This is a genomic window from Methylobacterium sp. NPDC080182 (assembly GCF_050281105.1).
Taxonomy (GTDB): Bacteria; Pseudomonadota; Alphaproteobacteria; order Rhizobiales; family Beijerinckiaceae; genus Methylobacterium.
Genome location: NZ_JBNNWO010000013.1, coordinates 186,600 through 210,434, shown reverse-complemented (window position 1 = coordinate 210,434; position 23,835 = coordinate 186,600). Strand labels below are relative to the sequence as shown.

Genomic DNA, 23,835 nt, shown 5'->3' with positions numbered 1-23,835 from the left:
ATGACAGATCCCGTCTTCTTCACCGCCGCCACCGGCCTCACCCTGGCCGAGATCGCGGCCGCCGCCGGCCTCGGCCTCCCCGAGGGAGCGGATCCGGATCGCCGGTTCAGCGGCGCGGCCTCCCTGGAGAGTGCCGGTCCGGACCACCTCGCCTACATGGACAACGCCCGCTACGGCGACGCCCTCGCGGCGACGCGTGCGGGCGTGTGCCTCATCTCGCCCCGCTTCGCGGCGCGCTGCCCCGCCGGAACCGTCGCCCTCGTCAGCCGCGATCCCTACCGCGCCTACGCGGCCCTGCTCGGCCGCCTGCACCCGGACGCGCTGCGTCCCGGTTCCCAGTTCGCGGTCCGCGGCGTCGCCTCCGGCGCCCACGTCCATCCCGAGGCCCGGCTCGAGGACGGGGTCACGGTCGATCCCGGCGCGGTGATCGGGCCGGGAGCCGAGATCGGCGCCGGCACGGTGATCGGGCCGAACGCCGTCATCGGGCCGGGCGTCCGGATCGGGCGCGACTGCGCGATCGGCGCGGGCACGACCCTCAGCCACGCCCTCCTCGGCAACCGGGTGATCCTGCATCCGGGGGCCCGGCTCGGACAGGACGGGTTCGGCTTCGCCATGGGCGCCACCCACCTCAAGGTGCCGCAAGTCGGGCGGGTCATCGTGCAGGACGACGTCGAGATCGGTGCCAACACCACGGTCGACCGGGGCGCCTCGCGCGACACGGTGATCGGGGAGGGCACCAAGATCGACAACCTCGTGCAGATCGCCCACAACGTCGTGATCGGGCGCCACTGCGTCATCGTGTCGGGGGTCGGCATCTCGGGCTCGACCACGCTGGAGGATTACGTCGTCCTCGGCGGGCAGGTCGGCGTCGTCGGCCACCTGCGCATCGGTCGCGGCGCGCAGATCGCCGGCTCGTCCAACGTCAACCGCGACGTGCCGCCGGGCAGCCGCTGGGGCGGGACGCCCGCCAAGCCGGTGCGGGCTTGGTTCCGCGAGCTGACGACGCTCGCGCGGCTCGCGGAACGCTCGGGCAAGGAGCCCGCCGGAGACGACGCCTGACCGGGAAGGCCTTGCGCTTCCGGCGATTTCTTCCGAATAGGGCGGTCGGCGCCCCGGTGGCGGCCGGATTGCGGGCCGCCGATGGCGGCAAGTCGAGGTGCGGATTTCGATGAGTGAGGCGGCGCGCGAGACCGGCAGCGAGCTGGGCATAGCCGATATCCAGACGCTGCTGGAGCTGCTGCCGCACCGCTACCCGTTCCTGATGGTCGACCGCATCGTCGAGATCGACCGGGACGAATCCTGCGTCGGCATCAAGAACGTCACGGCCAACGAGCCGCAGTTCATGGGCCACTTCCCCGACATGCCGGTCTTCCCGGGCGTGCTCCTGATCGAGGGTATGGCGCAGACGGCGGGGGCGATCTGCTGCCGCCACATCCGGGCGGACGGGCGGAACACCAAGCAGGTGTTCTTCATGACCATCGACAAGTGCAAGTTCCGCAAGCCCGTCACCCCCGGCGACCAGGTGCGCTTCCACATGACGAAGCTGAACCAGCGCCGGACCATGTGGTGGTTCCGCGGCGAGGCCCGGGTCGACGGCACGCTGGTCGCGGAGGCCGAGATCAGTGCCATGCTGGTGACGGAGTGACCGCCCCCGTCATCCACCCGAGCGCGGTGATCGAGTCCGGCGCCCGCATCGGCGAAGGGGCGCGGATCGGCCCCTTCTGCCATGTCGGGCCCGAGGTCATGCTCGGCGCGGACTGCGAACTCATCAGCCACGTGGTCCTGGCGGGCCGCACCGCGATCGGCCCCCGCACCCGGATCTTCCCCTTCGCGTCCATCGGCCACCAGCCGCAGGACCTGAAGTACCGGGGCGAGGCCTCGACCCTGACGATCGGCGCCGACTGCCTGATCCGCGAGGGCGTCACCATGAACCCGGGCACCAGCGGCGGCGGCCTGGAGACCGTGGTCGGCGACCACTGCACCTTCCTGGCCAACTCGCATGTCGGCCACGATTGCCGGGTCGGCGCCCACGTGATCTTCTCCAACAACGTCATGCTGGCGGGCCATTGCAGCGTCGGCGACTACGCGATCCTGGGCGGCGGCGCCGCCGTGATCCAGTTCGCGCGGGTCGGCGCGCACGCCTTCGTGGGTGGCCTGTCGGGCCTGGAGAACGACTGCATCCCCTACGGCATGGTGCTCGGCAACCGGGCCTACCTGTCGGGGCTCAACATCATCGGGCTGCAGCGCCGCGGCTTCGCCCGCGAGGACATCCACGCGCTGCGGCGCGCCTACCGCCTGCTCTTCGCCCCCGAGGGCACGCTGATGGAGCGGGTGGAGGACGTGGCCGCGACCTTCGAGTCCCACGCGGCGGTCGCCGAGATCCTCGACTTCATCCGCCTCGGCGGCAAGCGCTCGATCTGCACGCCGCGCGAGGTTCCGACCCCGATCAGCGCCGCCTAAGCGGCCGTGACCGAGGCCGATCCCGCCCCCGCCCCAGAGGGGGCCCTGGTCCTGATCGCGGGGGCGGGGCGCCTGCCGGAGCTCGTCGCCGAGTCGCTCCGCCGGGCGCGCCGGCCCTTCCGGGTGATCGCGCTGCGCGGCTTCACCGGCCCGGCCCTGCGCGCCGGCGCCGACGCCACGGTCGACCTCCTCGATCTCGCGGCCACCCTGAAGCTGCTGCGGCTCTGGGGGCCGGCGACCGTGGTGCCGGCGGGCGGCGTCTCCCGCCCGAGCCCGGCCGCGATCCTCAACGCGGGCGCCGCCCTGCGCAACCGCGAGGCCCTGCGGGCGATCGCCGGCGGCGGGGACGACCGCCTGCTGCGGGCGGCGGTCACGCTGGTCGAGGAGGCGGGCCACCGGGTCGTCGGCGTCCACGAGGCCGCGCCGGACCTGCTCTGCCCGGACGGCCCGCTCGGGCGCCGGGCCCCGGACGCGGAGGCGGCCGCCTCGATCCGCACCGGGCGCGGCGTCCTCGACGCCCTCTCGCCCTACGATCTGGGGCAGGCGGTCGTCCTGGCCGGCGACCGGATCCTCGCCGTGGAGGGGCCGGAGGGCACGGACCGCATGCTGGCCCGGGCCCGGGCCCTGGGGCGGCGCCCCTTCGGGTTCGGCCGGGCGATGCCCGCGACCGTGCTGGTGAAGGCCCCGAAGGTCGGCCAGGACCGCCGCATCGATCTCCCGGCCGTCGGCGCCCGCACCGTGCGCAACGCGGCCCGGGCGGGCTGCGCCGGGCTCGCCCTGGAGGCCGGCGGGACCCTGGTCATCGACCGGGCGGCGACGGCCGCGGAGGCCGACCGCCTAGGCCTGTTCGTGGTCGGGTACGGAGGGGCATCGTGACCGGTCGGGCCCCGACGATCTGGCTCGTGGCCGGCGAGGATTCCGGCGACCAGCTCGGCGCCAAGCTGATGCGCGCCCTGCGCGAGGCCGCGCCCGACACCGTCTTCGGCGGCGTCGGTGGCGAGGCCATGGTGGAGGCGGGGTTCGCGTCCCTGTTCCCCCTCGATGACGTGGCGGTGATGGGCTACCTGCCGGTCCTCGCCCGGGCCCGGACCCTGCTCCGCCGCATCCGCGAGACCGTCGAGGCGACGATTCGCGCGCGGCCCGACGTGCTGGTGATCATCGACAGCCCGGGCTTCACCCACGCGGTGGCGCGGCGCGTGCGCAGGGCGGCCCCCGGCATCCCGATCATCGACTACGTGTCCCCGAGCGTCTGGGCGTGGCGGCCGTGGCGGGCGAAGGGCATGCGGCCGTTCATCGACCACGTGCTGGCCCTGCTCCCCTTCGAGCCCGACGCGCATCTGCGGCTCGGCGGCCCGCCCTGCACCTATGTCGGGCATCCGCTGATCGAGCGCCTCCCGGAGCTGCGGCCCGGCGCGGCCGAGCGGGGGCGGCGCGAGGCCGTGCCCTACAGCCTCGTGGTCCTGCCGGGCTCCCGCCGGTCCGAGATCGAGCGGCTGATGCCGGTCTTCGGTGCGGCGCTGACCCGCGTCGCCGAGGGCCTGGCGGTCGAGGCGGTGCTGCCCGCCGTGACCCGGCACCGGGCCCTGATCGAGCGGCTGTCGGCCGGGTGGCCGGTGCCGGTCCGCATCGTCACCGGCGAGGCGCCGAAATACGCGGCCTTCCGGGAGGCCCGGGCGGCGCTCGCCGCCTCCGGCACGGTCACGCTGGAGCTGGCGCTCGCGGGCGTCCCGATGGTCGTGGCCTACAAGGTCTCGCGGGCGGAGGAGTTCATCGCCCGCCGGCTGATCCAGGTCCCGAGCATCGTGCTGCCGAACCTGATCCTCGCCGAGAACGCGATGCCGGAATTCGTCCAGGCCGACTGCACCCCGGAGCGCCTCGCCGGCGCCCTGCGGCCGCTCCTGGCCGGCGGTCACGAGCGCGACGTCCAACTCGCCGCCCTCGGCCGCATCGACGGGCGGATGCGGCTCGCCGCGGCGGACACGCCGAGCCGGGCCGCGGCGCGGATCGTCCTGCGCGCGGCCGGGGGGCAGGGAGCGGATCCGGCGGCGTGACGGCGCCGCTCAGCCGGCGCGGCGGCCGCAGCGGATATAGGTCGAGGTCCCGCGGCTGCTCGACCAGGTCAGGTGCTCGCCGTCGACCTGCAAGCGGACCTGCGACGACCAGTGGCGGCCGCGATCGCTGCACTCGGCGGCCGTGACCCAGGCGCCGCCGCTCCGCCGCACGTCGTGGAACAGGCACAGCGTGCGGCCGGCGCGGGCGCGGTCCTGCGTGATCGTGGCCGGGATGTAGCCGCGGCGGCGCGAGCGCGCTCCGCAAGCCTCGGGCGTCGGGCCCCAGACACCGACATACTCGGCGGCGGGCACGGCGGCGGCCGGAGCGGCGCCCGGGGCCGGGCGGGCATTCGCCGTGGTCGCGGGCGGCGCCGCGGCACTCTGCGGGGCCGCCGGCGCCGGCGAGGCCGCCATGGCGGTCTGGCCGGGCGGCTCGGCCGGGGCGGTGAGCGGGTCGGGCTCGTCGAGCATCACGACGCGGCGCGCGGGGCGCGGCGCGGCGGACCCCGCCGCGGACGGGCTCGCTTCCGGCGGGGACGGGCGGAACGGCAGGTCCTCGGTGAGGTAGGCGGCGCTGTAGGCGAACAGGCCCACCCAGCCGAGGATGAGGAGGGTCGGCAAGGCGAAGCGACGCCAGGAGCCGGAACGCGCCCCGTCGCCCGGATCCGCCAGAACGACCGCCCCCATGGTCCGCCCCCCTCTCGTCCGCTCAGCGGCCGAAGATGCCCTTCAGGAACTGCGCCGTGCGGTTGCGCTTGCGCTTGCGCTCCAGCTCCGACGCGTCCCTGAGCCACGCCACCTGGACCACGCGCCGCTCGCCCTCGAAGGGCTCGTGGCCGTGCCAGGAATTGTCCGCCCGCAGGAACGCGAACATCGTGCCCATGGTCGGCGGGACCTCCACCGCGAAGGGCTCGTAGTTGCGGCCGTCGTAGAGCACCCGCAGGCGGCCGGCCGCCGGGGCGTCCCAGGCGTCGTTCATGTAGACGAGCAGGGTGAGCACCTTCGACGGGCCGTCGGTGTGGATCGAGCCGTATTTCAGCTGGCTGCGGCGCATGATGGTCGTCAGGCGCGGGCAGGAGACGAGGTCGATGCCGAACTTCTCGCCGAGGATCTTCGAGAAGGCGTCGCTCTCCAGCTCGTCGATCAGCGCCTTGAACCGGCCCTTCAGGGTGACCTCGTCGACCGTGAGGTAGCCGGGCTTGGCGATGTCCGGGAAGTCGCGCCGGATGTCGTCGATCGCGTCGGGATTCAGGACGTTGCTGCCGAGCGTGTAGGCGTAGGGCTCGCGGGAGACGGGCGCGGCGCGCACGGCGGAGATGTCGAGGATCGAGAGAGCGGACATCGCTGGGTCCCTTGGCTCCGGCGCCGGTCGGCCGGCACGCGGGGCGCCGGAGACGCGTGCCGGGGGGCCGGTCCAGCCGTCGTGCCGGGGTCGCCCGCGCAGGCGTCCACGACCACAAATCTACAGCTGCTTCCGGCGATCCCGGAATCTCCTAATCCGCCGATTGCGGCGGTCCGACGGCGAAAGCGGCCCGGTGGCGCATTCCGGTGACAGTCTCGGGCGGCCCGCTTGTGCAGGATGGCGCCAGACCCGCGGGCTTTCTTCCCGGGTGCGTACCGGAACCCGTGCCCGATGAGGCCGTTGGCCCTCGCTCTGCTGTTCGCCCACCTCGCCGCCGTCGCGGCCGGGGTCGAGGCCCGTGCGCAGTCGCGGCCGCCGCGCGGCTCGATGACGGCCCGCATGACCTGCTCCGAGGCGATGGCCCTGGTGAAGAACGAGGGCGACGTGATCATCGCCGCCGGAGCGGCGCCGGAGCGGTTCGTCAGCAATCCCGGCCAGTGCAGCGGCGCGGAGATCGCCGAGCTGCGCTTCGCCCCGACGCGCGACAACCCGCAATGCCCGATCGGCTACCATTGCCGCGAGCCCGGCTTCGAGGAGTGGAACTGGTAGCCGCGGTGCCCGCGTAAATCGCCGCACCGCCGGAACGTGACCAAAGTTTCACGCGACAGCGCGGGCCGAGTGCCACTATCTGGCCATCTGCCGGGGCCAAGGCCGCCGGCGGCGCCCCGGGCGGGCGCGCACGGATGGGGGATCGACGGTGGCAGCACTCAGGACCGGACTGGGCATCCAGGCCGTGCTCACGGCCCTGGCCGCGCTGATCCTGCTGGCGCTTCCCGGAATCCCGAGCCCGCCGCTCTACGTCTCCCTCGCCGGCTTCGCCATGGCGGGCATCCTGATCGCCTCGAACGGCATCTCGGCCTACCTGAAAGTCTTCGTCTCGGTCTACGGCGTCGGCTACCTGCTGCTCGCCGGATCGAAGACGATCGCCGCCATGGGGCTGCTGCCGCCGGTGATCGCCGCGCTGCTCCCGCCGGCCTTCGCCGCCACCGGCGCGGTGGTCTTCGCCGCCATCGTGCTCGGCATCTCGCATCTCGAGCCGATCCGCGCGATCACCAACATCGCCGACCCGTACTTCGCCAATCGCGACAAGCCGACCAAGGAGATCGGCTTGTTCCGCTGGTTCGGCACCACCGAGGGCCGGATCGGCCGCAACCTCGTGGCGCTGTCGATCTTCGTGAATTTCGCCGACGTGGCGCTGACGCTGCGGTTTAATTTCTTCTACCGCGACATCTACAACTCGCTCCAGGAATACGACGCGAACGCGTTCTGGTACCAGCTGCTCTGGGTGTTCGTGCCGCTGGCCACGCTGAACATCGCCATCGGCATGTTCGACCTGTTCGTCGATTCCTCGCTGCTCATCCGCTGGCGCACGTGGCTGACCCACAGCCTGTACGAGCGCTGGCTCGGCAACGGCACGCATTACCGGATCCCGTTCACCGACGAGGAGGCGGACAACCCGGACCAGCGCATCCAGGCCGACGTCAACAGCTTCATCGTGCAGACCACGACGCTGTCGATCCGGCTCCTCAGCCAGGCCGCGCAGCTCGTGTCGTTCATCGTGATCCTCTGGACCTTGTCGCGCGACTTCGTCGTGCCGTTCACCGACACGGTGATCCCGGGCTTCCTGGTCTGGCTGGTGATCGCCTACGCGGTGGTCGGCACGTGGCTCACCCACCTGATCGGCCGGCCGCTCATCGGGCTGGACTTCCGGCAGGAGCAGGTCGAGGCGAATTTCCGCTTCGCGCTGGCCCGGAACCGCATCTACTCCGAGCAGATCGCCCTGCTGCGCGGCGAGCGGGCGGAAGCCTCGCGGCTCTCGAGCCTGTTCCACAGCGTGATCGACAACTACGTCGGGATCATCTTCCGCCGCATCAAGCTGATCGCCTTCACGTTCAGCTACCGGCAGGCGAGCGTCATCTTCCCGATGGTGCTGGCGGCCCCGTCCTTCTTCGCCAAGAAGATCACGCTGGGCGCGCTCCAGCAGACGTCCCAGGCCTTCAGCCAGGTGCAGAGCTCGCTGTCGTTCTTCGTGGACTCGTACACGACGCTGGCCGCCTACAAGGCCAATACCATCCGTCTCGGCTCGTTCCGAAGGGCCATGACGAAGGCCGAGGCGCTGGAGGCGGCGGGCTACGGCCTCGTCCAGGGGAACGAGAGCACCGGCGACGTCACCGCGCGCGGCCTCGTCCTCGCCCTGCCGAACGGGAAGCCGATCGTCACCGCCGACGCGCTGACCCTGCCGCGCGGCGGCGCGACCCTGGTCACGGGTCCCTCCGGCTCCGGCAAGTCGACCCTGTTCCGGGCGATCGCGGGGATCTGGCCGTTCGGCAAGGGCCGGGTCGACGTGCCCGCCGGGCAGTCGGCCCTGCTGCTGCCGCAGCGGCCCTACATTCCGCAGGGGACCCTGCGCGGCGCCGTTGTCTACCCGAACACCACCGACCAGTTCTCGGACGCGGCGATCCGGGACGCCCTGACGGCCGCGCAGCTCCCCCACCTCGTCGACCATCTCGACGAGAGCGACACCTGGGAGCGGCGGCTGTCGGGTGGCGAGCAGCAGCGGCTCGCCATCGCCCGCGCGCTGCTGGCCAAGCCCGAATGGCTGTTCCTCGACGAGGCGACGGCCTCCCTCGACGAGCCCTCCGAGGCCGCCCTCTACCGGATGCTGCGCGAGCAGCTCCCCGGCACGACGATCGTGTCGATCGGCCACCGCTCGACGCTGGACGCCTTCCACGACCGGCGCATCGCGCTCGAGCCGGAAAGCGGTGTCTTCGTCCCGCGGGTGCAGAGGCAGCCGCTGCCGGCGGAGTGAGGGGCTGCAACAGCTCCCACCTCTCTGCGGGCGGGGCCGCGCCCTCTCCGTCATCACGAGCGCAGCGAAGTGACCAGGGCAGCGCGACATCCTGGAGATGTGGCGCGACCCTGGATTGCTTCGCTTCGCTCGCAAGGACGTCGGTTGCGGGGCTTACGCCTTGCGCAACCCCGCGGCGGCCCGGGCCGCCCGCTCGATCGCCGCCGGATCCGGCGTGCCGGGCTTCACCACCCAGCTGCCGCCGACGCAGAGCACGGACGGGATCGACAGCCAGTCCGGGGCGCTCAGCTCGGTGATCCCGCCCGTCGGGCAGAACCGCACCGCGCCGAACACCGCCGCGTGCGCCTTCAGCGCCTTGATCCCGCCCGCGGCCTCCGCCGGGAAGAACTTGAACCGGTCGAGCCCGTGGTCGAGGCCGCGCATGATGTCGGCCGCCGTCGCGACGCCGGGCAGGTAGGGCACGCCGTTGGCCTTGGCGGCGTCGGTCAGTGGCTCGGTGAGGCCCGGCGAGACGATGAACTCGGCCCCCGCCGCCAGGGCCTTCTCGAGATCGCGCGGGTTGAGCACCGTCCCGGCGCCCACCACCGCGCCCTCGACCCGGGTCATCTCCCGGATGACGTCGAGGGCGGCCGGGGTCCGCAGGGTGACCTCCAGGGCGGTCAGGCCGCCCTTCACCAGGGCCTCGGCGATGGGCCGCGCCTGCGCCGCGTCGTCGATCACCAGGACCGGAATGACGGGCACGGAGCGCATCAGCGCGTCGATGCTGGTCAGATCGTTCATGGTCGGCAACTCCCTCTCGGTTTCAGAGGCCGGCGGCGGCGAGCATCGCCGAGGCGCCCCGCTCCGCCGTGTCGGCCCCCTGGCGCATGAACGCGAACAGCTCCCGCCCGGTGCCCTGCGCCGGCTCCGGCGCCTCGGCCTCGGGGCGGCCCGCGAGTTCCGCCTCGTCGACCAGCACCTCCAGCAGGCCGTCGGCCGCGCTGAGGCGGACGACGTCGCCGTCGCGGATCCGCCCGATCGGGCCGCCGCCGAGCGCCTCGGGGCTCAGGTGGATGGCGGCCGGCACCTTGCCGGACGCGCCAGACATCCGCCCGTCCGTCACCAGGGCGACCTTGTGGCCGCGGTCCTGCAGCACGCCGAGCGGCGGCGTGAGCTTGTGGAGCTCTGGCATGCCGTTCGCCTTCGGGCCCTGGAACCGGACCACGACCACGACGTCGCGCTCCAGCTCACCGGCCTTGAACGCCTTCAGCACCTCGTCCTGGTCGGAGAAGACCCGGGCCGGGGCCTCGATGGTGCGGCGATGCTCCTCGACGGCGCTGGTCTTGAACGTCGCCCGGCCGAGATTGCCCTTCACGAGCCGCATGCCGCCGTCGGGCTGGAACGGGTTGCCGGGCCGGCGCAGCATCGTGTCGTCGAGGCTCTCCGGCACGGCGTCCTCGAAGACCAACTCCTCGCCGTCGAGCTTCGGGTCGCGGGCGTGGTCGCGCAGCGTCTGGCCCGACACGGTCAGGATGTCGTCGTGCAGGAGGCCCGCGTCGAGCAGGGCCGCCATCACGAAGCTCATGCCGCCCGCGGCGTGGAAGTGGTTCACGTCGCCGGCGCCGTTCGGGTAGACGCGGGCGATCAGCGGCACGGCGCTGGACAGGCGGTCGATATCCTCCCAGTCGATGACGATGCCGGCCGCGCGCGCGATGGCCGGCAGGTGGATCGCGTGGTTGGTGGATCCGCCCGTTGCGAGCAGGCCGACCGCGGCGTTGACGATCGCCTTCTCGTCGACGCAGAGGCCCAGCGGCCGGTAGTCGTTGCCGGCGCCGCCGATCTCGGTGAGCCGATGGATCGCCGCCCGGGTCACGGCCTGGCGCAGCTTGGTGCCGGGGTTGATGAAGGACGCGCCCGGCATGTGCAGGCCCATCATGTCCATCATCATCTGGTTGGAGTTGGCCGTGCCGTAGAACGTGCAGGTCCCGGCCGCGTGGTAGGAGGCAGACTCGGATTCGAGCAGCTCCGCCCGGCCGACCTTGCCCTCGGCGTAGAGCTGGCGGATCCGCTGCTTCTCCTTGTTGGCGAGGCCCGACGGCATGGGCCCGGCCGGGATCAGGATCGTCGGCAGGTGGCCGAAGCGGAGCGCCCCGATCAGCAGGCCCGGCACGATCTTGTCGCAGATGCCGAGCAGCGCCGCGCCGTCGAACATGCCGTGGCTCAGCGCGACCGCGGTCGAGAGCGCGATCGTGTCCCGGGAGAACAGCGACAGCTCCATGCCGCTCTGCCCCTGCGTGACGCCGTCGCACATAGCCGGCGTGCCGCCCGCGACCTGCGCGGTGGCGCCGCGCTCCCGGGCGAACAGCTTGATCTGCTCCGGGTAGCGCCCGTACGGCTGATGGGCCGAGAGCATGTCGTTGTAGGCGGTGACGATGCCGATGTTCATCACCGTCCGCTCGTCGCGGATCGCCGCCTTGTCCTCGCCGGAAGCCGCGAAGCCGTGGGCGAGGTTGCCGCAGGCGAGCTTCCCGCGCCGGACCCCCGCCTCGCGCTCGCGGGCTATCAGGTCGAGATAGGCGCGCCGGGTCTCGCGGGAGCGCGCCACGACGCGCTCGGTGACCGCCGCGACCTCGGGATGAAGCTCGGTCATGCTCGTTCCTCCAGGCTCGGTGCCGACGGGCGCGCGGCCGAGGCCGCGAGTCGGGATCGGCCGCGCGCCCGCGTCGGTGGCCGGTATCTAAGGGGTGCGCCGCGGGATGTAACCCGGGGCGCGCGCCGGCGACGCCGCGATGGCCGCCCGCCGACTCAGGAAACCCCGCGTCCAGGGCAGCGAACGCTCACGCTCTCGATCGATGCCACTCACATCGTCATCACGAGCGAAGCGAAGTGACCCAGGGCAGGGCGACCCTCGAGTGCTTCGCTGCACTCGCGAAGACGGTGCGCTCACGCCTCTGCCTGGACGCCCGGCGGCAGCACGTCTCGAAGCGCTCCTTCGAGGCCTGCCTCAGGATGGGGTCGAACCTCAGAGACCCAGCACGTCCCTGGCCTCAATACTCCCAGAAGATGCGCTGCAGCTCCTTGGTGTCGCTGGTCTTGGTGAGCGCCACGGCGGCGAGGATCTTAGCCTTGGCGGGATTGAGGTCGTGGGCGACCACCCAGTCGTACTTGTCGTCGGGCTGCTCGGCGTTGCGCAGGACGAAGCCGTCCGGCACCCGCGACGAGCGGATCACGATGGCGCCCTTGGAGCGGATGTCCTTGAGCTTGTCGACGAGGTAGCCGGGGACCGAGCCGTTGCCGGTGCCGGCGTTGACGATCGCCTTGGCGCCGGCCTGGAGCTCGGCGTCGTAGACGCCCGGGATCATGTTGCCCGAGCCGTAGACGATGCCGACCAGCGGCAGGCTGTCGATCTGGTCGATGTCGAACTCGGAGCTCATGTTGTGCCGCTTCGTCAGCGAGCGGAAGAAGTAGGTCTTGCCCTCGACCACCATGCCGAGCGGTCCCCACTGGCTGTAGAAGGCGCTGGGCACGATGTTGGTCCGCTTGTTCACGTCGCGGCCGCATTGGATGTAGTCGTTCATCGTCACGGTGACGCCCTGTCCGATCGCCTCCTTGCTGGCGGCGACCGTGACGGCGTCGAGCAGGTTGAGGGCGCCGTCGGCCGAGATCGCCGTGCCCGGCCGCATCGAGCCGACCACCACGATCGGCTTGTCGCTCTTCACCACGAGGTCGAGGAAGAACGCCGTCTCCTCCAGCGTGTCGGTCCCGTGCGTGACCACGACGCCGTCGACGTCGTCCTGCTTCAGGAGCTGGGACACGCGCTTGCCGAGCTGGACCAGCTGGGCGTCGGTGAAGCTCTCGGAGGCGATCTGGAAGACCTGCTCGCCGCGGACGTTCGCGATGGTGTTCACCTGCGGCACGGCGGCGATCAGCTTGTCGACCGGCACCTTGGCGGCCGTGTAGGTGGCGCTGTTGGCGGCATCGGCGCCGGCGCCCGCGATCGTCCCGCCGGTGGCGAGGATCACGACGTTCGGCTTCTTCGCCGCGGCGGCCGTGCCGGCCTCGGGCATCTCGCGGGCGACGAGGGGCGCCGCCCCGAATCCGCTGGCCAGGGCCAGGGCGAAGACCGCTCCGCGCAGGGGAAGAGCCGCGCCGCTTCGGCAGGAGAACATCGGAGATCCTCGATGGTTGACGGGAGAGCGAGTCGGACTCGACGCGGGGATGGTAGCCGCGCCCCGGCCCGAGGCAAGGATCATGCAGGGCGCCGACGTGCAGGGCGCGACGGATCGTTACGCAAGCTCGGGCGTTGATGGGGGTTGCTGTCCGCTCGGAGATAGATCCCATGCTGCATCTCGCCGGCCTGCTCGAGGAACTCGAGCGGAGCGAGCCCGCGCGGGCCGCGATGTCGATCCTCGAGACCTCTCTCGCGCGCCGCTCGACAGAAGAGCAGGGCGCGTTCTGGCGCGCCGTCGACATCTACTACGTCTCGCGGAAGGCCCCGCCGGAGGCGACCGTGCCGGGCCAACTCGGACCGGGCAAATCCGTGGCGAGCCAGGCCGCGCCGGAGCTGGCCGCGGCGTCCTGAGCCCGGCCTCCGGATCCAATCGCGGCGCTCAGGCGCTCGCCGGCACGGCCGGCGGCATGCCGGCGCCGCTTTCGGGCTCGCTGCCCGCGCGCACCGCCTCGCGGGTCTCGGGCATCAGCGCGAAGTAGAGGACGAAGCCGAGCGCCGCGATGGCCGCCAGCGCCAGGAAGGCGGTGGAGTAACCCGCCGACACGATGATCACGCCGGCCAGCGTCGCGCTCAGGGAGGCGCCGATGCCCTGGGCCGTCGCCACGGCGCCCTGGGCCGCGTTGAACCGGCCGCCGCCGCGGGTCAGGTCGGCGACCACGATCGGGAACAGCGCGCCGTAGACGCCGGCCCCGATGCCGTCGAGGAGCTGGACGCCCACCAGCCAGAACGGGTTGTCCGACAGCGTGTAGAGGACACCGCGCAGCGCCAGGATGCCGAAGGCGGTGAGGAAGATCGGCTTGCGGCCGATCACGTCGGCCTTCGCGCCCACGAAGATCGCCACCGGCACCATCACGCACTGCGCCGCCACGATGCAGACCGCGATCAGCGATGTCGCGTGGTCCTTGCCCGAGATGTGCGTCAGGAGCTGTCCCACCGAGGTCAGCATCGCCGCGTTGGCGAGGTGGAAGATCGCGCAGAGTACCGCGAAGATCAGCAGCGCCCGGTTCTGCAGCAGGGTGGCGAGGCCGGAGGGCTTCTCCTGAGCCTGCTCCTCCGCCTCGGTCATGCCGCGGGCGAGGTCGTTGTCGATGGCGTCGGCTGGCACCATCAGCATGGCGCCGATCGACAGCGCCGCCAGGATGCCCATCAGCCAGAACACGACCACCGGCCCGAAGAAGTAGGCGAGCCCGCCCGCGAGAGCGGCCGAGACCGCGTTGCCGGCGTGGTTGAAGCCCTCGTTGCGGCCGATCCGCTTGGCGAACATCTTCGGCCCGACGAGGCCGAGCGTGATCGCGGCCAGCGCCGGCGGGAAGATCGTCCCGGCGACGTGGGCGATCGATTGGGTGGCGGTGACGAGGTAGAAGTTCGTGATGAACGGCAGGACGAGGCAGCTGGCCGTCACCGCGATGGCGCCGCCGATCACCACCGCGCGCTTGTGGTTGGTGGCGTCGATCAGCGCGCCGGCGGGCGTCTGCGCCACGAGGCCGAGGATGCCCGCGATGGTCATCACGAGGCCGGTCGTGGCCTCGTTCCAGCCCTGGTCGGGGCCGCGCACGGCGATCAGGTAGATGGCGAGGTAGGGGCCGAGGCCGTCGCGCACGTCGGCGAGGAAGAAGTTGAGCGCGTCGAGGCCGCGCAGGGCCTTGGCCGAGGGTGTCCGGCCGCCGGCGCCGCGGGCGCCCGTCTCGATGCTGTTCATCCTGCCGCGATCCCCCGACCGACGGACGGCGCGGCCCCGATCCGGGCCGTGCCGTCGCACGCGGGGCTCGACGCCCGCGCGCGCCATCGGTTCCCGCGCGGCGCGGGCCTCACGCGGGATGTGAACGGTTCTCCGGCCCGCACGGGCCTCAGGCCGTGTCGGTGCCGGCCGAAGCGTCGGGATTCCCGACAGCGTCTGTCGTCTCTTCCGACAGATCGGTGCCCGGCGCGCCGAGGCCGTAGCGCTCGATCTTGGCGTAGAGGAGCTGCCGCTGGATGCCGAGCCGGCGGGCGGCCCGGGCACGGTTGCCGTCGGCCTCGCGGAGCGCGGCCGCGATCATGGTGCGCTCCAGGCGAGCCACGGCCCCGGGCAGGTCGCCGGCGAGCCAGTCGGCCGCGCCGTCCTCGCCGCGGCGGTCCAGTCGCGCGGCCGGCAGATCGATGGCGTCTGCCGCGATCACGCCGCCGCGCACCAGCATGGCGGCGCGCTCCACGACGTTGCGCAGCTCGCGGACATTGCCGGGCCACTCGTAGGCGAGCAGGCGCGAGGCGGCCCCGCCGCTCAGGCGCTTGCCCGAAGGGACCAGGAAGTGCTCGGCGAGCGGCACGATGTCGGCCAGGCGCTCGCGCAGGGGCGGCAGGGGGATCGGAACGACGTTCAGCCGGTAGTACAGGTCGGCGCGGAACCCGCCCGCGGCGACGAGCGCCGGCAGGTCGCGATGCGTCGCCGCCACGAGGCGGACATCGACCCGGGCAGGGCGGCCCCCCAGCGGGGTCACGACGCCGTCCTGGATCACCCGCAGGATCTTCGCCTGCATCGCGGCCGGCATGTCGCCGATCTCGTCCAGGAACAGGGTGCCGCCCTGGGCCTCGTGGAAGGCGCCCGCGCGGTCGGCGGTCGCGGCCGCGAAGGCGCCCCGGACGTGGCCGAACAGCTCGCTCTCCAGAGCCTCGGCCGGGATCGCCGCGCAGTTCACCGGAACGAACGGCCGCGCGCGCCGCCGCGAGAAGGCGTGCAGGGCCCGTGCGACCTCCTCCTTGCCGGTGCCGGTCTCGCCCTGGACCAGGATCGTGGACGCGTTGTCGGCGACGAGACCGATGGTCTTCTGGACCTTCCGCATGCCCGCGCTCGACCCGATCAGGACCGGGTGGTCCGGCGGCGGCGCGGCGCCGCCGGGATCGGAGCGGGCGTCGCGCAGCATCGCGTCGAGGACGGCGGCGAGGTCGGCCCGGCCGATCGGCTTGGTCAGGTGGTCGTGCGCCCCGAGGCGCATCGCCTCGATCGTGTTGGCCGGGCTCGCGAAGGCCGTCAGGACCGTCACGGGCGGCGGCTCCGGCAGGGCCCGGATCCGCTCCAGGGTGGCCATGCCGTCGAGGTCTCCGGGCATGCGCAGGTCGAGGAGCACCGCCGCCACCGGACCCTCGCCCAGCCGCGCCAGCGCCTCCGACCCGGAGGCGACCGGGAGCGCGGTGTGCCCGAGATCGGTCACCGTCTCGGCGAGCCCGTCGCGCAGGGCTCTGTCGTCGTCGACGATCAGGATGGTTGCCATGGCAGATCCAGGACAAAGGTGGTCTCCGGCGCGCCCTCGACCAGCCTCGCCTCGCCCCGATGCGCCACGGCGATCTCGCGCACGATCGCGAGCCCCAGACCGGTCCCGTCGGGCCGGCCGGTGACGAAGGGCTCGAACAGGCTGGCGCGGATCGCCGGGTCGACCCCGGCGCCGGTATCGGCGACGCTGAGGCGCAGCCGCAGCGCGCCGTCGACCGTCACGCGCTCGGCGCCGAGGCGGACCCGCCCGCCCGGCGGCGCGTGCTGCAGGGCGTTCAGCAGCAGGTTGTCGACGGCGCGGGCGACCTGCGCCCGGTCGAGATGCGGGTGGTCCGCGGCGGGCAGCCCGTCGGCCTCGACCGCGATCCGGACCGCGCGCGCGCGCGCCAGGTCCTCGTGCAGGCCCGCGCACTCGGCCAGGAGCGGTGCCACGGGTGTGGGCATCCGGTTGAGCGGCCGCGCCTGCGTCAGGTTGAGGAGGTCGCGCAGCAGCGTGTCGACCCGGGCGATCTGGCCGAGAACGGTCTCGAGGGCGACGGCGGCGCGGTGCGGATCGCCGCTGACCAGGGCGTTCTCGGCCTTCAGCCGCATCGCCGCGATGGGGTTGCGGATCTCGTGGGCGATGCTCGCCGCCAGACGGCCGACGGCGGCGAGGCGCTCGGTCGCCACGATCCGGGCCTGGGCCTCCCGCAGCCGCCCGCCGGCGGCGTTGAGGGCGTCGACCAGCCGGTCGAGCTCGCGCTCGCCGGTGCGGTCGAGATGGGGCAGGTCCTGGCCGTCCGGACGCGGCGCGGCGAGCGCGGCCTCGAGCCGGGCGATCCGCCCCGAGAACCCGTACAGGAACCAGCTCAGGAACGCGGCCGATCCGAGTACCGTGGCGGCGAGGAAGCCCAGGCCCGCGAGAAAGCGCGTGTAGGTGGGGCCGTCGTTCACGTGCGCGCGCGTCATCGACCACGCGGTCAGGCCGGCCTCCGGCCCGTGCAGCGGGCAGGCCTGGAGCATGAGAACCTGGGTCCGGCTCGGCCGCCGCTCCGAGGCCGCGTGGTCGACCCGCAGGGCCTGCGCGTTCAGCGCCGCGATGGCGTCGCGCTCGGCCGCCGGAAAGTCGGTCTTCGGCCCGGATCCCTCGTAGGTCGGATAGGCGTAGGCCACCGACCCGCGCGCGGCGCTCCAGATTCCGCCCTCGAGGCCCGGGAAGCGCGCCAAAGCGGCCGAGACGGTGCCGACGAGGTCGGCCTCCCCGACGCCCCTCCCGCGCGCACGCACGAGGGCGGCGTACCGGTCGATGATGTCGCGGCAGGCCCGCCCGACCGCGAGATCGGCCTGCGCCACCTGGACGCCCGTCGACTGGTCGTAGACGCCGAGCATCAGGTAGGCGGTGGCGGCCGCGGAGGCGACCAGCAGGACCCAGAGCGCGAGCAGCCGGGCGCGCAGGCTGTAGGCCGTCACGGCGGTGTTCGACCCGGCATGGCGCTGGCTCCTGCGGCGGCGTCGCGCGCCCGGACCCCGTTCCTAAGCCATTGCCCGGTCCCCGACCACGCGGAGACTGCGCGGGTCCCACGGTGCCGGCGCGACGCGCGCTTACGGCCCCGGGCCGGGCCCGGGACCGCCGGGAGAGGGGCGCCGCGTCCGGCACCCCGCTCGGACGTACGATCGATCAGTCGTCGGCGCGCGCGCTCACTTGCGGTTCGTGATGAGGCTGTCGACGTTCTTGTTGGCTTCCTTATTCTCCTTCCGCTGCATCACCACTTCGTGCTTGGTGTCCTTCATCGACATCTCGTCACGCTTGCCCTGGGGCATCTCCTTCAGGGCCGCCAGGGCCGGCGTGACCGACCAGAGACAGGCCAGGCAAAGAGCAGCGCGCGCCGTAGTCTTGAACATGATGCCTCCTCCACTCAATCGACATTGCAGGACGTCTTGGCGATGCCGCCGGTTCCTCATGCGCGGATCACGGGCGTGCGATCCGTCGCGCGGATGGTCTTGTCTCAGGGCTGGCCCGACGGGTTGATCGGCAGGGCGTCGCTTCCGAGCTGCACGCAGGTCAGCATCGCCACGTAGGACGGGGTGCCGCCGATCTGGCTCTCCGTCGCGCAGGTCCGGCGCTCGGCCACGTCGAACGTCGCCCAGCGCTTGATCAGGGTGCGCCGGGCGGCGGCCTCGTCGGACAGGCAGCCGCGGTAGCTCGCCCGGTCGACGGCGGTCGATCCCGCCCGGTGCTCCGGCGCGCAGATCGCCCGGATGTTGAAGTCCGGAACCCCCGCCGTCCGGGCGGAGGCCGCCAGGGTCCCGCCGAGGAGCAGTTCGAGTCCCAGGATGGTCGAGATCCAGAATCGCCGCACGCGACCCTCCCTCCTGTGCGCCGACCGGGCCGCGCCCGAGATCCGTCAGACGCGGCCGTCGTCGGCGTTCGGTCACTTGCTGGTCTTGGCACCCGCCGTCGTGCCGGTGGCCTGCGGCGCGCCCTTGTCGGCCGTGGCGGCGGCCGCCTTCTGGGGCACCGCGATCGCGTCGATCACGTCGAAGCGCATGTTGTCCTGGGCCGTCTTCAGGGCGGCGTTGGCCTCGTAATACTTGCCCTGGTTGATCAGCGTCGCGGCCTGATCGACGTCGGCGATGGTCTTGTTCAGGGGCAGGACCGCCATGGTGAAGTTGACGTCGACATGGGCGAGCTTGAGCTTCTCCAGGGCCCCCTTCTGGTCGCCCTGAGCGAGGTTCTTGTTCGCCTCGGTCACCGCGGAGGCCTTGGCGGGCGTGGCCACGAAGTCGTCGCCGAGAGTCAGCTGCGCGTCGACCGGGACCCAGGCCACCTGCTCCTTGGAGGCCGTCTTGGTATCGGCCTTGGTATCGGCCTTGGCGCTCGGCGCAGTCGCCTTGTGGGCGGCCATGTCGGCCGGCGACTTGAGGTCGGCCTCGGCCTTGGTGAAGACCGCGTCGTCGGTCTTGGCCTTGGCGAAGGCGGCCTGCGCCTTGGCGATCATGTCCTTGGCCTGGCCGGGATTGGCCTCGAAGATCGCGAGGCGGGTGAGCTGGAGATCCCTGAAGCCCTGTGCGCCGTCCTTCGAGAGCTTGCCGACATCCTTGTCGACCGCCGCCTGGCTCGCGCTGATCTGCGTGCCGTTGGTCTGGGCGGCCTGCTCCGCCGCGTAGGCGGTTCCACCGAGGATTGTGGTGAGCACGAGAGCCGCAGCCATAGATTTGCGATAGGACATAGTAATATCTCCCTCTAGTGCCGGAGATAAGGCCTTCATCTGCATTGGCCTCATTCATTCCGTGTTCAGATAATAGATCAGCCACCATTTGGTCGCATGACCGGAAGATTAAAGAACGGCAATGCGCCGCCGGGCGTGGCGGGTCTCAGCGCGGCAGGAAGCGGCCGGCGCGCGCGTCGAGCAGCGCCACCAGCGCCGGCGCCATGAAGTCGTGCACGTCGGGGATGTCGAGGCAGACGAGGCGGGTCCCGCGCAGGGCGGCCCCGAAGCGGCGCATCAGCTTGCGCCGGTGCGCGCGCTCCATGACGACGACGATCTCCGCCCAGGCGAGATGATCGGCGTCCACCGGCTCGTCGGCGTCGGGCGACACCCCCGCGCTGGCGGTCTCGATGCCGGGCAGCCGCGCGAAGATCTGTTCCGCGGTCGGGCTGCGGGCGCGCGCCCGGCCGCAGACGAACAGGATCCTCACGCGCTCTCCGCGAGGTCGGCTTGCCGCTCGAACAGGGCGCGGTACGCCCCGTTCGGGCGGCGCAGCAGGGCGGCGTGAGGCCCGTCCTCGACGATGCGACCGCGGTCGAAGACGAGGATCCGGTCGAGGGCCCGCACCGTGGACAGGCGGTGGGCGATGACGATGGCGGTTCGCCCGCGCATCAGCCGCGCCATGGCCTCCTGCACCAGAGCTTCCGACTCGGAATCCAGGCTCGAGGTCGCCTCGTCGAGGATCAGGATCGGCGCGTCCGCCAGGAAGGCGCGGGCGAGCGCCACCCGCTGGCGCTCGCCGCCCGACAGCTTGACCCCGCGCTCGCCCACCAGCGTCGCGTAGCCCTTCGGCAGCCGCGCGATGAAGTCGTGCGCGTTGGCGAGGCGCGCCGCCCGCTCGATCTCCTGCGCCGAGGCGCCGGGCCGGGCGTAGGCGATGTTCTCGGCCAGGGAGCGGTGGAACAGCACCGGCTCCTGGGGCACGATGGCGACCTGCGCGCGCAGGCTCGCCTGGCTCGCCGACGCCACGTCCTGCCCGTCGATCGTCACGCGCCCGCCCGACACGTCGTAGAGCCGCTGGATCAGCTTGACGAAGGTCGTCTTGCCGGAGCCCGAGCGCCCGACCAGCCCGACGCGCTGGCCGGCCGGAATCGTCACGGTCAGCCCGTCGTAGAGGGGCCGCGTGTGGTCGCCGTAGTGGAAGCGCACGGTCTCGAACCGGATCGCCCCGCCCGCGACCGCGAGCGGGACCGCGCCGGGCCGGTCGGCGACGCCGACGGGTTCGGCCTCCAGGGCGACCAGCTCCTCCATCTCGTTGATGGCCCGCTGCAGGTGGTTGATGTGGCCGCCGATGTCGCGGAGGTAGCCGTGCACCACGAAGGTCGCGGTCAGGACGTAGGCGACGTCGCCCGGGCTCGCCCGCTCCCGCCACCACAGCCACAGGGCGATGGCGACGATGGCGGTGCGCAGGACGAGTAGAAGCCCGAGCTGGCCGGTGCCGCCCCAGGTGACGATCATCCACGTGCGCCGGGTCCGCCGCTGCCACTTCGCCAGCAGGCGGCCGAGCCGCGCCTCCTCCCGCGCCTCGGCGCCGAAGGCCTTGACGACGGCGTTGTTGCCGATCGCGTCGCTGAGCGCGCCGCCGAGGCGGGTGTCGAGGGCGTTCGAGAGCGCGGCCGCGGGCGCGATGACGCGGGTCGCGAGCAGGGCGGTCGCGCCGACATAGGCGCCGGCGCCGATCGCGACCGTCGCGCCGAGGGCCGGCCAGTGCAGGCCGAGGACCAGGGCCGTGCCCACGAGGACGACGAGCGCGGGCAGGAGCGACAGCAGCAGCGTGTCGTTGAGCCCGTCGATCGCCCACATGCCGCGGGAGATCTTCCGGACGGTGGAGCCCGAGAAGGTGTTGGCGTGCCACTCGGTCGAGAAGCGCTGGACCCGGGCGAAGCCGTTGCCGACGATGTCGCTCATGGTGCGCAGGGAGAGCGGCACCACGAGGCTCCAGGCGACGTGCCGCAGCAGCGCGGTGGCGAGGCCGAGCCCGGTCATCGCCAGGAAGGCCGGCCAGGCCGCGTCCAGCGCCGCGCGTCGGTCGGTCCCGGAGAGCGCGTCGACCAAGCGGCCCGCGAAGAGCGGCAGCAGCACCTCCGCCAGGGTGGCGAGCGTGATCGCGCCGGTGAGACCGGCGACGAGGGGCCAGCGCCTGCGCCAGCTGCGGACGACGAAGGCCAGGACGCGACGGACCGCGTCCGCCTTCCGGGGAGACGACAGAGACATGCGAGTGCCCGACGCGGGCGAGCGTCGGCTCCGGGTGACGCCGCGTCCCATCGCGAACGATGCGCGCCGGCGAGATCAGGCAGGATCGGGTTCAGAGGCGCCGGGCGGCAGGGCCGGGCGAGAGCGGGAAGCGGCTAGCCGACCCGCGCGGGGGCGCCGACGAATCCTGCTCGGAGGGTGGCAAACACAGCGATCATGCAGCTCCCTCCCTGGTGCGAGCGCGACAGGAGCACGAGGCTAGGAGAGCCCGAACTGATTCGCAACGCCCATCGCGAAGCTTCGGTCAGCCGCGACGGCCGATCCATGCGCCCGGGTCAACCCTGCGAAGCCTGGGGAACGGTCACGCTTCGTTGAAAAGCTGACGCAACGCGGTGTAAACACTTCGCTGCAAACTGGGCCGTTGTGCGGCGCCTCGGTTGCGCGCCTCTCTCGGATCGCTGTCGCGGATCCGTATCTGGAGACCGACGGTGTCGCACTCCCTGGTGAACCGGGACGCGCTCGAGGAACTGACGGCCGTGATCGGCACGGAAAAGCTCGTCCGCATCCTCGACCGGTTCGTCGTCAGCCTGACCACCGCCTTCGAGGGACCGGATCGCGCGAACGACGATTACGGCCGCGAGGCGCACACGCTGGTCTCGATGTCCGGCATGCTCGGCTGCGCCGAGCTGTCCCGGGCCTGCCGCGGCCTCGAGGAATCGGCCCTGGCGGGCGACGATCTGACCCGTTCGCTGGTCGACCTGAGGACCCTGCGCGACCGGACCGTCGCGGCCCTGCGGGACCTGCAGGCGGAGACCCGGCTGAGCGCCTAGGGCCACGCAGCCGCGTCGGGATCAGGCGACCATCACCGCGTCGAGGGGCGCCTCGAAGGTCAGCACCGCGCCCTCGCGCGGGTAGCTCATGTGGGCGGTCCCGCCGAAGCTGTGGGCGAGGCTGCGGGCGATGAGCCGCGTGCCGAACCCCGTGCGGGTCGGCGGCGTGACCGGTGGTCCGCCGCTCTCCTCCCAGCGGAACCGGAGGGTCTGGCCGCCCTCTGCCTCGGCCACGTTCCACGTGATGCAGACCCAGCCGGCGGCCACCGACAGCGCGCCGTACTTGGCCGCGTTGGTTCCGAGCTCGTGCAGCATCAGCGCCAGGGTCATGCCGTGGCGCGGTCCGAGCGTCAGCTCGGGACCGGCGATGCGGAACCGGCCCGCGACGCCGTCCCCGTGGAGCGACACGGCGCCCTCGACCAGACCACTCAGGGAGGCCCGGGTGAACGAGCCCTGGAGCAGCACGTCGTGCGCCTTCGCGAGCGCCAGGAGCCGCGCGGCCAGCGCCTCGCCGGCTGCCTCCAGCGACGGCGCGTTGCGCATGGTCTGCGTCGCGACGGCCTGAACCATGGCCATGGTGTTCTTCATCCGATGGGCGAGTTCCTGCATCAGCAGCGTCTGGCGCGCCTCGGACAGCTTCTGGTCGGTGATGTCGCGCGACACCGCCAGGATCCGCTCGGGCCGGTCCGGCGCCGCGCCGATCGGCGTGACGGCCACGTCCCACCAGCGGAGCGCGCCGCCGGATTCCGACTGGGCCTGGAACCGGCTCGGGCGGCCGATCCGGGCCCGATCGAGCGCCTCGGCCACCGCCTCCCGGTCCTCGGGGCGCGTCCAGGCGTCGATCCAGGGCCGGCCGATCGCGTCAGCCTCGTCCCCGGCGGCGGACAGGGCCGGACCGTCCTCGCTGGCGGTGATCAGGCGCCCGTCGCGGTCCAGCAGTTCCAGGTAATCGTTCGGGGCCTGCGGCAGGCCGATCGCGCGCGCGCGGCCGGAGGGGCGCGGCCTCGCCTCGAGCTCGAGTCCGGCCGGTTCGCGGGGCGACGGCCCGCGGGGCGCCTCGACCCGCTCGGCCGCCATGCGACCGGCCTCGACGCGGCTCGCCGTCTCGATGATTCGGCCGAGCCGCCGGCTCCGCTGCCGCTCCCAGTCGGCCTGGGCGGTCGCCTGGCTGAGCAGGCTGCGCAGGCGGATGTTCTCCGCCTCGAGCGTCTCGACGCGGCGCTCCGCCCCGTCGATCCGCGGCCGTACGATGTCCACTTCCATCGCCCGCCCCCCTCGTCATCCCGACGGGGCGCCCGTGCGCGGCGCGCCGTCGGAGCTCCCCGACCGCGCGGCGCGGCAACGGATGTCGATGGCAGGGCCGCACCGGCGGTTCAGACCGCTTC

At 72.5% G+C, this 23,835-nt stretch carries 23 protein-coding genes; 9 read left to right on the top strand and 14 right to left on the bottom strand.

The features are described from left to right. The 5 genes from lpxD to lpxB all read left to right on the top strand — a co-directional run bounded on the left by lpxD (nt 1) and on the right by lpxB (nt 4,511). Nucleotides 1-1,059, top strand: coding sequence for a UDP-3-O-(3-hydroxymyristoyl)glucosamine N-acyltransferase (gene lpxD, locus ACQKQD_RS22780; protein ID WP_020092986.1), 1,059 nt, complete (start codon nt 1-3; stop codon nt 1,057-1,059). Between the two features lie 109 nt (nt 1,060-1,168). Then, a complete protein-coding gene (gene fabZ / locus ACQKQD_RS22775; protein ID WP_020092987.1) occupies nt 1,169-1,645 on the top strand; it encodes a 3-hydroxyacyl-ACP dehydratase FabZ in 477 nt (158 codons plus the stop codon). Then, nucleotides 1,642-2,460, top strand: coding sequence for an acyl-ACP--UDP-N-acetylglucosamine O-acyltransferase (lpxA, locus tag ACQKQD_RS22770; RefSeq protein ID WP_427509635.1), 819 nt, complete (start codon nt 1,642-1,644; stop codon nt 2,458-2,460). Before fabZ ends, lpxA begins: the two co-directional genes overlap by 4 nt. Nucleotides 2,461-2,466: 6 nt before the next feature. Next, entirely contained in the window at nt 2,467-3,336 is an 870-nt protein-coding gene (locus tag ACQKQD_RS22765; protein ID WP_427509634.1) for an LpxI family protein, read from the top strand. Further along, nucleotides 3,333-4,511, top strand: coding sequence for a lipid-A-disaccharide synthase (lpxB, locus tag ACQKQD_RS22760; RefSeq protein WP_427509633.1), 1,179 nt, complete (start codon nt 3,333-3,335; stop codon nt 4,509-4,511). The genes ACQKQD_RS22765 and lpxB overlap by 4 nt, the downstream gene beginning before the upstream one ends. A gap of 9 nt (nt 4,512-4,520) precedes the next feature. Here lpxB and ACQKQD_RS22755 read toward each other — a convergent pair whose 3' ends face one another. Together ACQKQD_RS22755 and ACQKQD_RS22750 are read right to left on the bottom strand one after the other, a co-directional pair. After that, nucleotides 4,521-5,198 (bottom strand): peptidase inhibitor family I36 protein, encoded by a 678-nt coding sequence (locus ACQKQD_RS22755; RefSeq protein ID WP_427509632.1) that lies wholly within the window; start codon nt 5,196-5,198, stop codon nt 4,521-4,523. Nucleotides 5,199-5,220: 22 nt separating this feature from the next. Further along, the gene (locus ACQKQD_RS22750; protein ID WP_056533055.1) at nt 5,221-5,853 is read right to left on the bottom strand and encodes a 2OG-Fe(II) oxygenase; all 633 of its coding nucleotides are present in this window, start codon (nt 5,851-5,853) and stop codon (nt 5,221-5,223) included. A gap of 291 nt (nt 5,854-6,144) precedes the next feature. Here ACQKQD_RS22750 and ACQKQD_RS22745 point away from each other — a divergent pair, with 291 nt between their 5' ends. After that, entirely contained in the window at nt 6,145-6,462 is a 318-nt protein-coding gene (locus ACQKQD_RS22745) for a hypothetical protein (RefSeq protein WP_026604902.1), read from the top strand. Nucleotides 6,463-6,610: 148 nt separating this feature from the next. Next, nucleotides 6,611-8,722, top strand: a complete 2,112-nt coding sequence (locus ACQKQD_RS22740) for an ABC transporter ATP-binding protein/permease (RefSeq protein WP_427509631.1) — start codon at nt 6,611-6,613, stop codon at nt 8,720-8,722. A gap of 153 nt (nt 8,723-8,875) precedes the next feature. Here ACQKQD_RS22740 and eda read toward each other — a convergent pair whose 3' ends face one another. The 3 genes from eda to ACQKQD_RS22725 all read right to left on the bottom strand — a co-directional run bounded on the left by eda (nt 8,876) and on the right by ACQKQD_RS22725 (nt 12,870). Beyond that, entirely contained in the window at nt 8,876-9,502 is a 627-nt protein-coding gene (eda, locus tag ACQKQD_RS22735) for a bifunctional 4-hydroxy-2-oxoglutarate aldolase/2-dehydro-3-deoxy-phosphogluconate aldolase (protein WP_020092994.1), read from the bottom strand. A gap of 22 nt (nt 9,503-9,524) precedes the next feature. After that, a complete protein-coding gene (gene edd / locus ACQKQD_RS22730) occupies nt 9,525-11,351 on the bottom strand; it encodes a phosphogluconate dehydratase (RefSeq protein ID WP_427509630.1) in 1,827 nt (608 codons plus the stop codon). 397 nt (nt 11,352-11,748) lie between these two features. Next, nucleotides 11,749-12,870 carry an asparaginase gene (locus ACQKQD_RS22725; protein ID WP_100251831.1) on the bottom strand — a complete coding sequence of 374 codons (1,122 nt, stop codon included), beginning with the start codon at nt 12,868-12,870 and terminating at the stop codon, nt 11,749-11,751. Between the two features lie 170 nt (nt 12,871-13,040). On the opposite strand from ACQKQD_RS22725, the gene ACQKQD_RS22720 reads away from it, so the two are divergent. Beyond that, entirely contained in the window at nt 13,041-13,283 is a 243-nt protein-coding gene (locus ACQKQD_RS22720; RefSeq protein ID WP_042674329.1) for a hypothetical protein, read from the top strand. A gap of 28 nt (nt 13,284-13,311) precedes the next feature. Here the strand turns inward: ACQKQD_RS22720 and ACQKQD_RS22715 are convergent, their stop codons facing one another. From ACQKQD_RS22715 to ACQKQD_RS22680, 8 genes are all read right to left on the bottom strand, one after another. After that, nucleotides 13,312-14,631, bottom strand: a complete 1,320-nt coding sequence (locus tag ACQKQD_RS22715) for an MFS transporter (protein ID WP_091680460.1) — start codon at nt 14,629-14,631, stop codon at nt 13,312-13,314. 148 nt (nt 14,632-14,779) lie between these two features. Further along, nucleotides 14,780-16,180 (bottom strand): sigma-54-dependent transcriptional regulator, encoded by a 1,401-nt coding sequence (locus tag ACQKQD_RS22710; RefSeq protein WP_427509629.1) that lies wholly within the window; start codon nt 16,178-16,180, stop codon nt 14,780-14,782. Then, nucleotides 16,165-17,628 (bottom strand): sensor histidine kinase, encoded by a 1,464-nt coding sequence (locus ACQKQD_RS22705; protein ID WP_427509628.1) that lies wholly within the window; start codon nt 17,626-17,628, stop codon nt 16,165-16,167. Before ACQKQD_RS22705 ends, ACQKQD_RS22710 begins: the two co-directional genes overlap by 16 nt. A 228-nt stretch (nt 17,629-17,856) precedes the next feature. After that, the gene (locus tag ACQKQD_RS22700; protein ID WP_427509627.1) at nt 17,857-18,060 is read right to left on the bottom strand and encodes a hypothetical protein; all 204 of its coding nucleotides are present in this window, start codon (nt 18,058-18,060) and stop codon (nt 17,857-17,859) included. 104 nt (nt 18,061-18,164) lie between these two features. Beyond that, nucleotides 18,165-18,518: a hypothetical protein gene (locus tag ACQKQD_RS22695; RefSeq protein WP_056533079.1), complete on the bottom strand. Its 354-nt coding sequence runs from the start codon at nt 18,516-18,518 to the stop codon at nt 18,165-18,167. Between the two features lie 72 nt (nt 18,519-18,590). After that, a complete protein-coding gene (locus ACQKQD_RS22690; protein WP_091927194.1) occupies nt 18,591-19,388 on the bottom strand; it encodes a YfdX family protein in 798 nt (265 codons plus the stop codon). A 145-nt stretch (nt 19,389-19,533) separates the two neighbouring features. Continuing rightward, a complete protein-coding gene (locus ACQKQD_RS22685; protein WP_020093004.1) occupies nt 19,534-19,857 on the bottom strand; it encodes a low molecular weight protein tyrosine phosphatase family protein in 324 nt (107 codons plus the stop codon). Next, complete coding sequence (locus ACQKQD_RS22680) at nt 19,854-21,641, bottom strand: ABC transporter ATP-binding protein (protein WP_427509626.1); 1,788 nt, start codon at nt 21,639-21,641, stop codon at nt 19,854-19,856. Before ACQKQD_RS22680 ends, ACQKQD_RS22685 begins: the two co-directional genes overlap by 4 nt. A 467-nt stretch (nt 21,642-22,108) precedes the next feature. Between ACQKQD_RS22680 and ACQKQD_RS22675 the strand changes: the two genes are divergently transcribed. Continuing rightward, nucleotides 22,109-22,450, top strand: a complete 342-nt coding sequence (locus tag ACQKQD_RS22675) for an Hpt domain-containing protein (RefSeq protein ID WP_100251839.1) — start codon at nt 22,109-22,111, stop codon at nt 22,448-22,450. Nucleotides 22,451-22,471: 21 nt separating this feature from the next. Here the strand turns inward: ACQKQD_RS22675 and ACQKQD_RS22670 are convergent, their stop codons facing one another. Further along, nucleotides 22,472-23,713, bottom strand: coding sequence for a sensor histidine kinase (locus ACQKQD_RS22670; RefSeq protein ID WP_427509625.1), 1,242 nt, complete (start codon nt 23,711-23,713; stop codon nt 22,472-22,474). Nucleotides 23,714-23,835: the final 122 nt, after the last annotated feature.

Coding starts and splice junctions, on each gene's coding strand:
- lpxD (WP_020092986.1), top strand. CDS start 1: ATGACAGATCCCGTCTTCTTCACCGCCGCCACCGGCCTCACCCTGGCC.
- fabZ (WP_020092987.1), top strand. CDS start 1,169: ATGAGTGAGGCGGCGCGCGAGACCGGCAGCGAGCTGGGCATAGCCGAT.
- ACQKQD_RS22755 (WP_427509632.1), bottom strand. CDS start 5,198: ATGGGGGCGGTCGTTCTGGCGGATCCGGGCGACGGGGCGCGTTCCGGC.
- ACQKQD_RS22750 (WP_056533055.1), bottom strand. CDS start 5,853: ATGTCCGCTCTCTCGATCCTCGACATCTCCGCCGTGCGCGCCGCGCCC.
- ACQKQD_RS22745 (WP_026604902.1), top strand. CDS start 6,145: ATGAGGCCGTTGGCCCTCGCTCTGCTGTTCGCCCACCTCGCCGCCGTC.
- eda (WP_020092994.1), bottom strand. CDS start 9,502: ATGAACGATCTGACCAGCATCGACGCGCTGATGCGCTCCGTGCCCGTC.
- edd (WP_427509630.1), bottom strand. CDS start 11,351: ATGACCGAGCTTCATCCCGAGGTCGCGGCGGTCACCGAGCGCGTCGTG.
- ACQKQD_RS22725 (WP_100251831.1), bottom strand. CDS start 12,870: ATGTTCTCCTGCCGAAGCGGCGCGGCTCTTCCCCTGCGCGGAGCGGTC.
- ACQKQD_RS22720 (WP_042674329.1), top strand. CDS start 13,041: ATGCTGCATCTCGCCGGCCTGCTCGAGGAACTCGAGCGGAGCGAGCCC.
- ACQKQD_RS22715 (WP_091680460.1), bottom strand. CDS start 14,631: ATGAACAGCATCGAGACGGGCGCCCGCGGCGCCGGCGGCCGGACACCC.
- ACQKQD_RS22710 (WP_427509629.1), bottom strand. CDS start 16,180: ATGGCAACCATCCTGATCGTCGACGACGACAGAGCCCTGCGCGACGGG.
- ACQKQD_RS22700 (WP_427509627.1), bottom strand. CDS start 18,060: ATGTTCAAGACTACGGCGCGCGCTGCTCTTTGCCTGGCCTGTCTCTGG.
- ACQKQD_RS22690 (WP_091927194.1), bottom strand. CDS start 19,388: ATGTCCTATCGCAAATCTATGGCTGCGGCTCTCGTGCTCACCACAATC.
- ACQKQD_RS22680 (WP_427509626.1), bottom strand. CDS start 21,641: ATGTCTCTGTCGTCTCCCCGGAAGGCGGACGCGGTCCGTCGCGTCCTG.
- ACQKQD_RS22670 (WP_427509625.1), bottom strand. CDS start 23,713: ATGGAAGTGGACATCGTACGGCCGCGGATCGACGGGGCGGAGCGCCGC.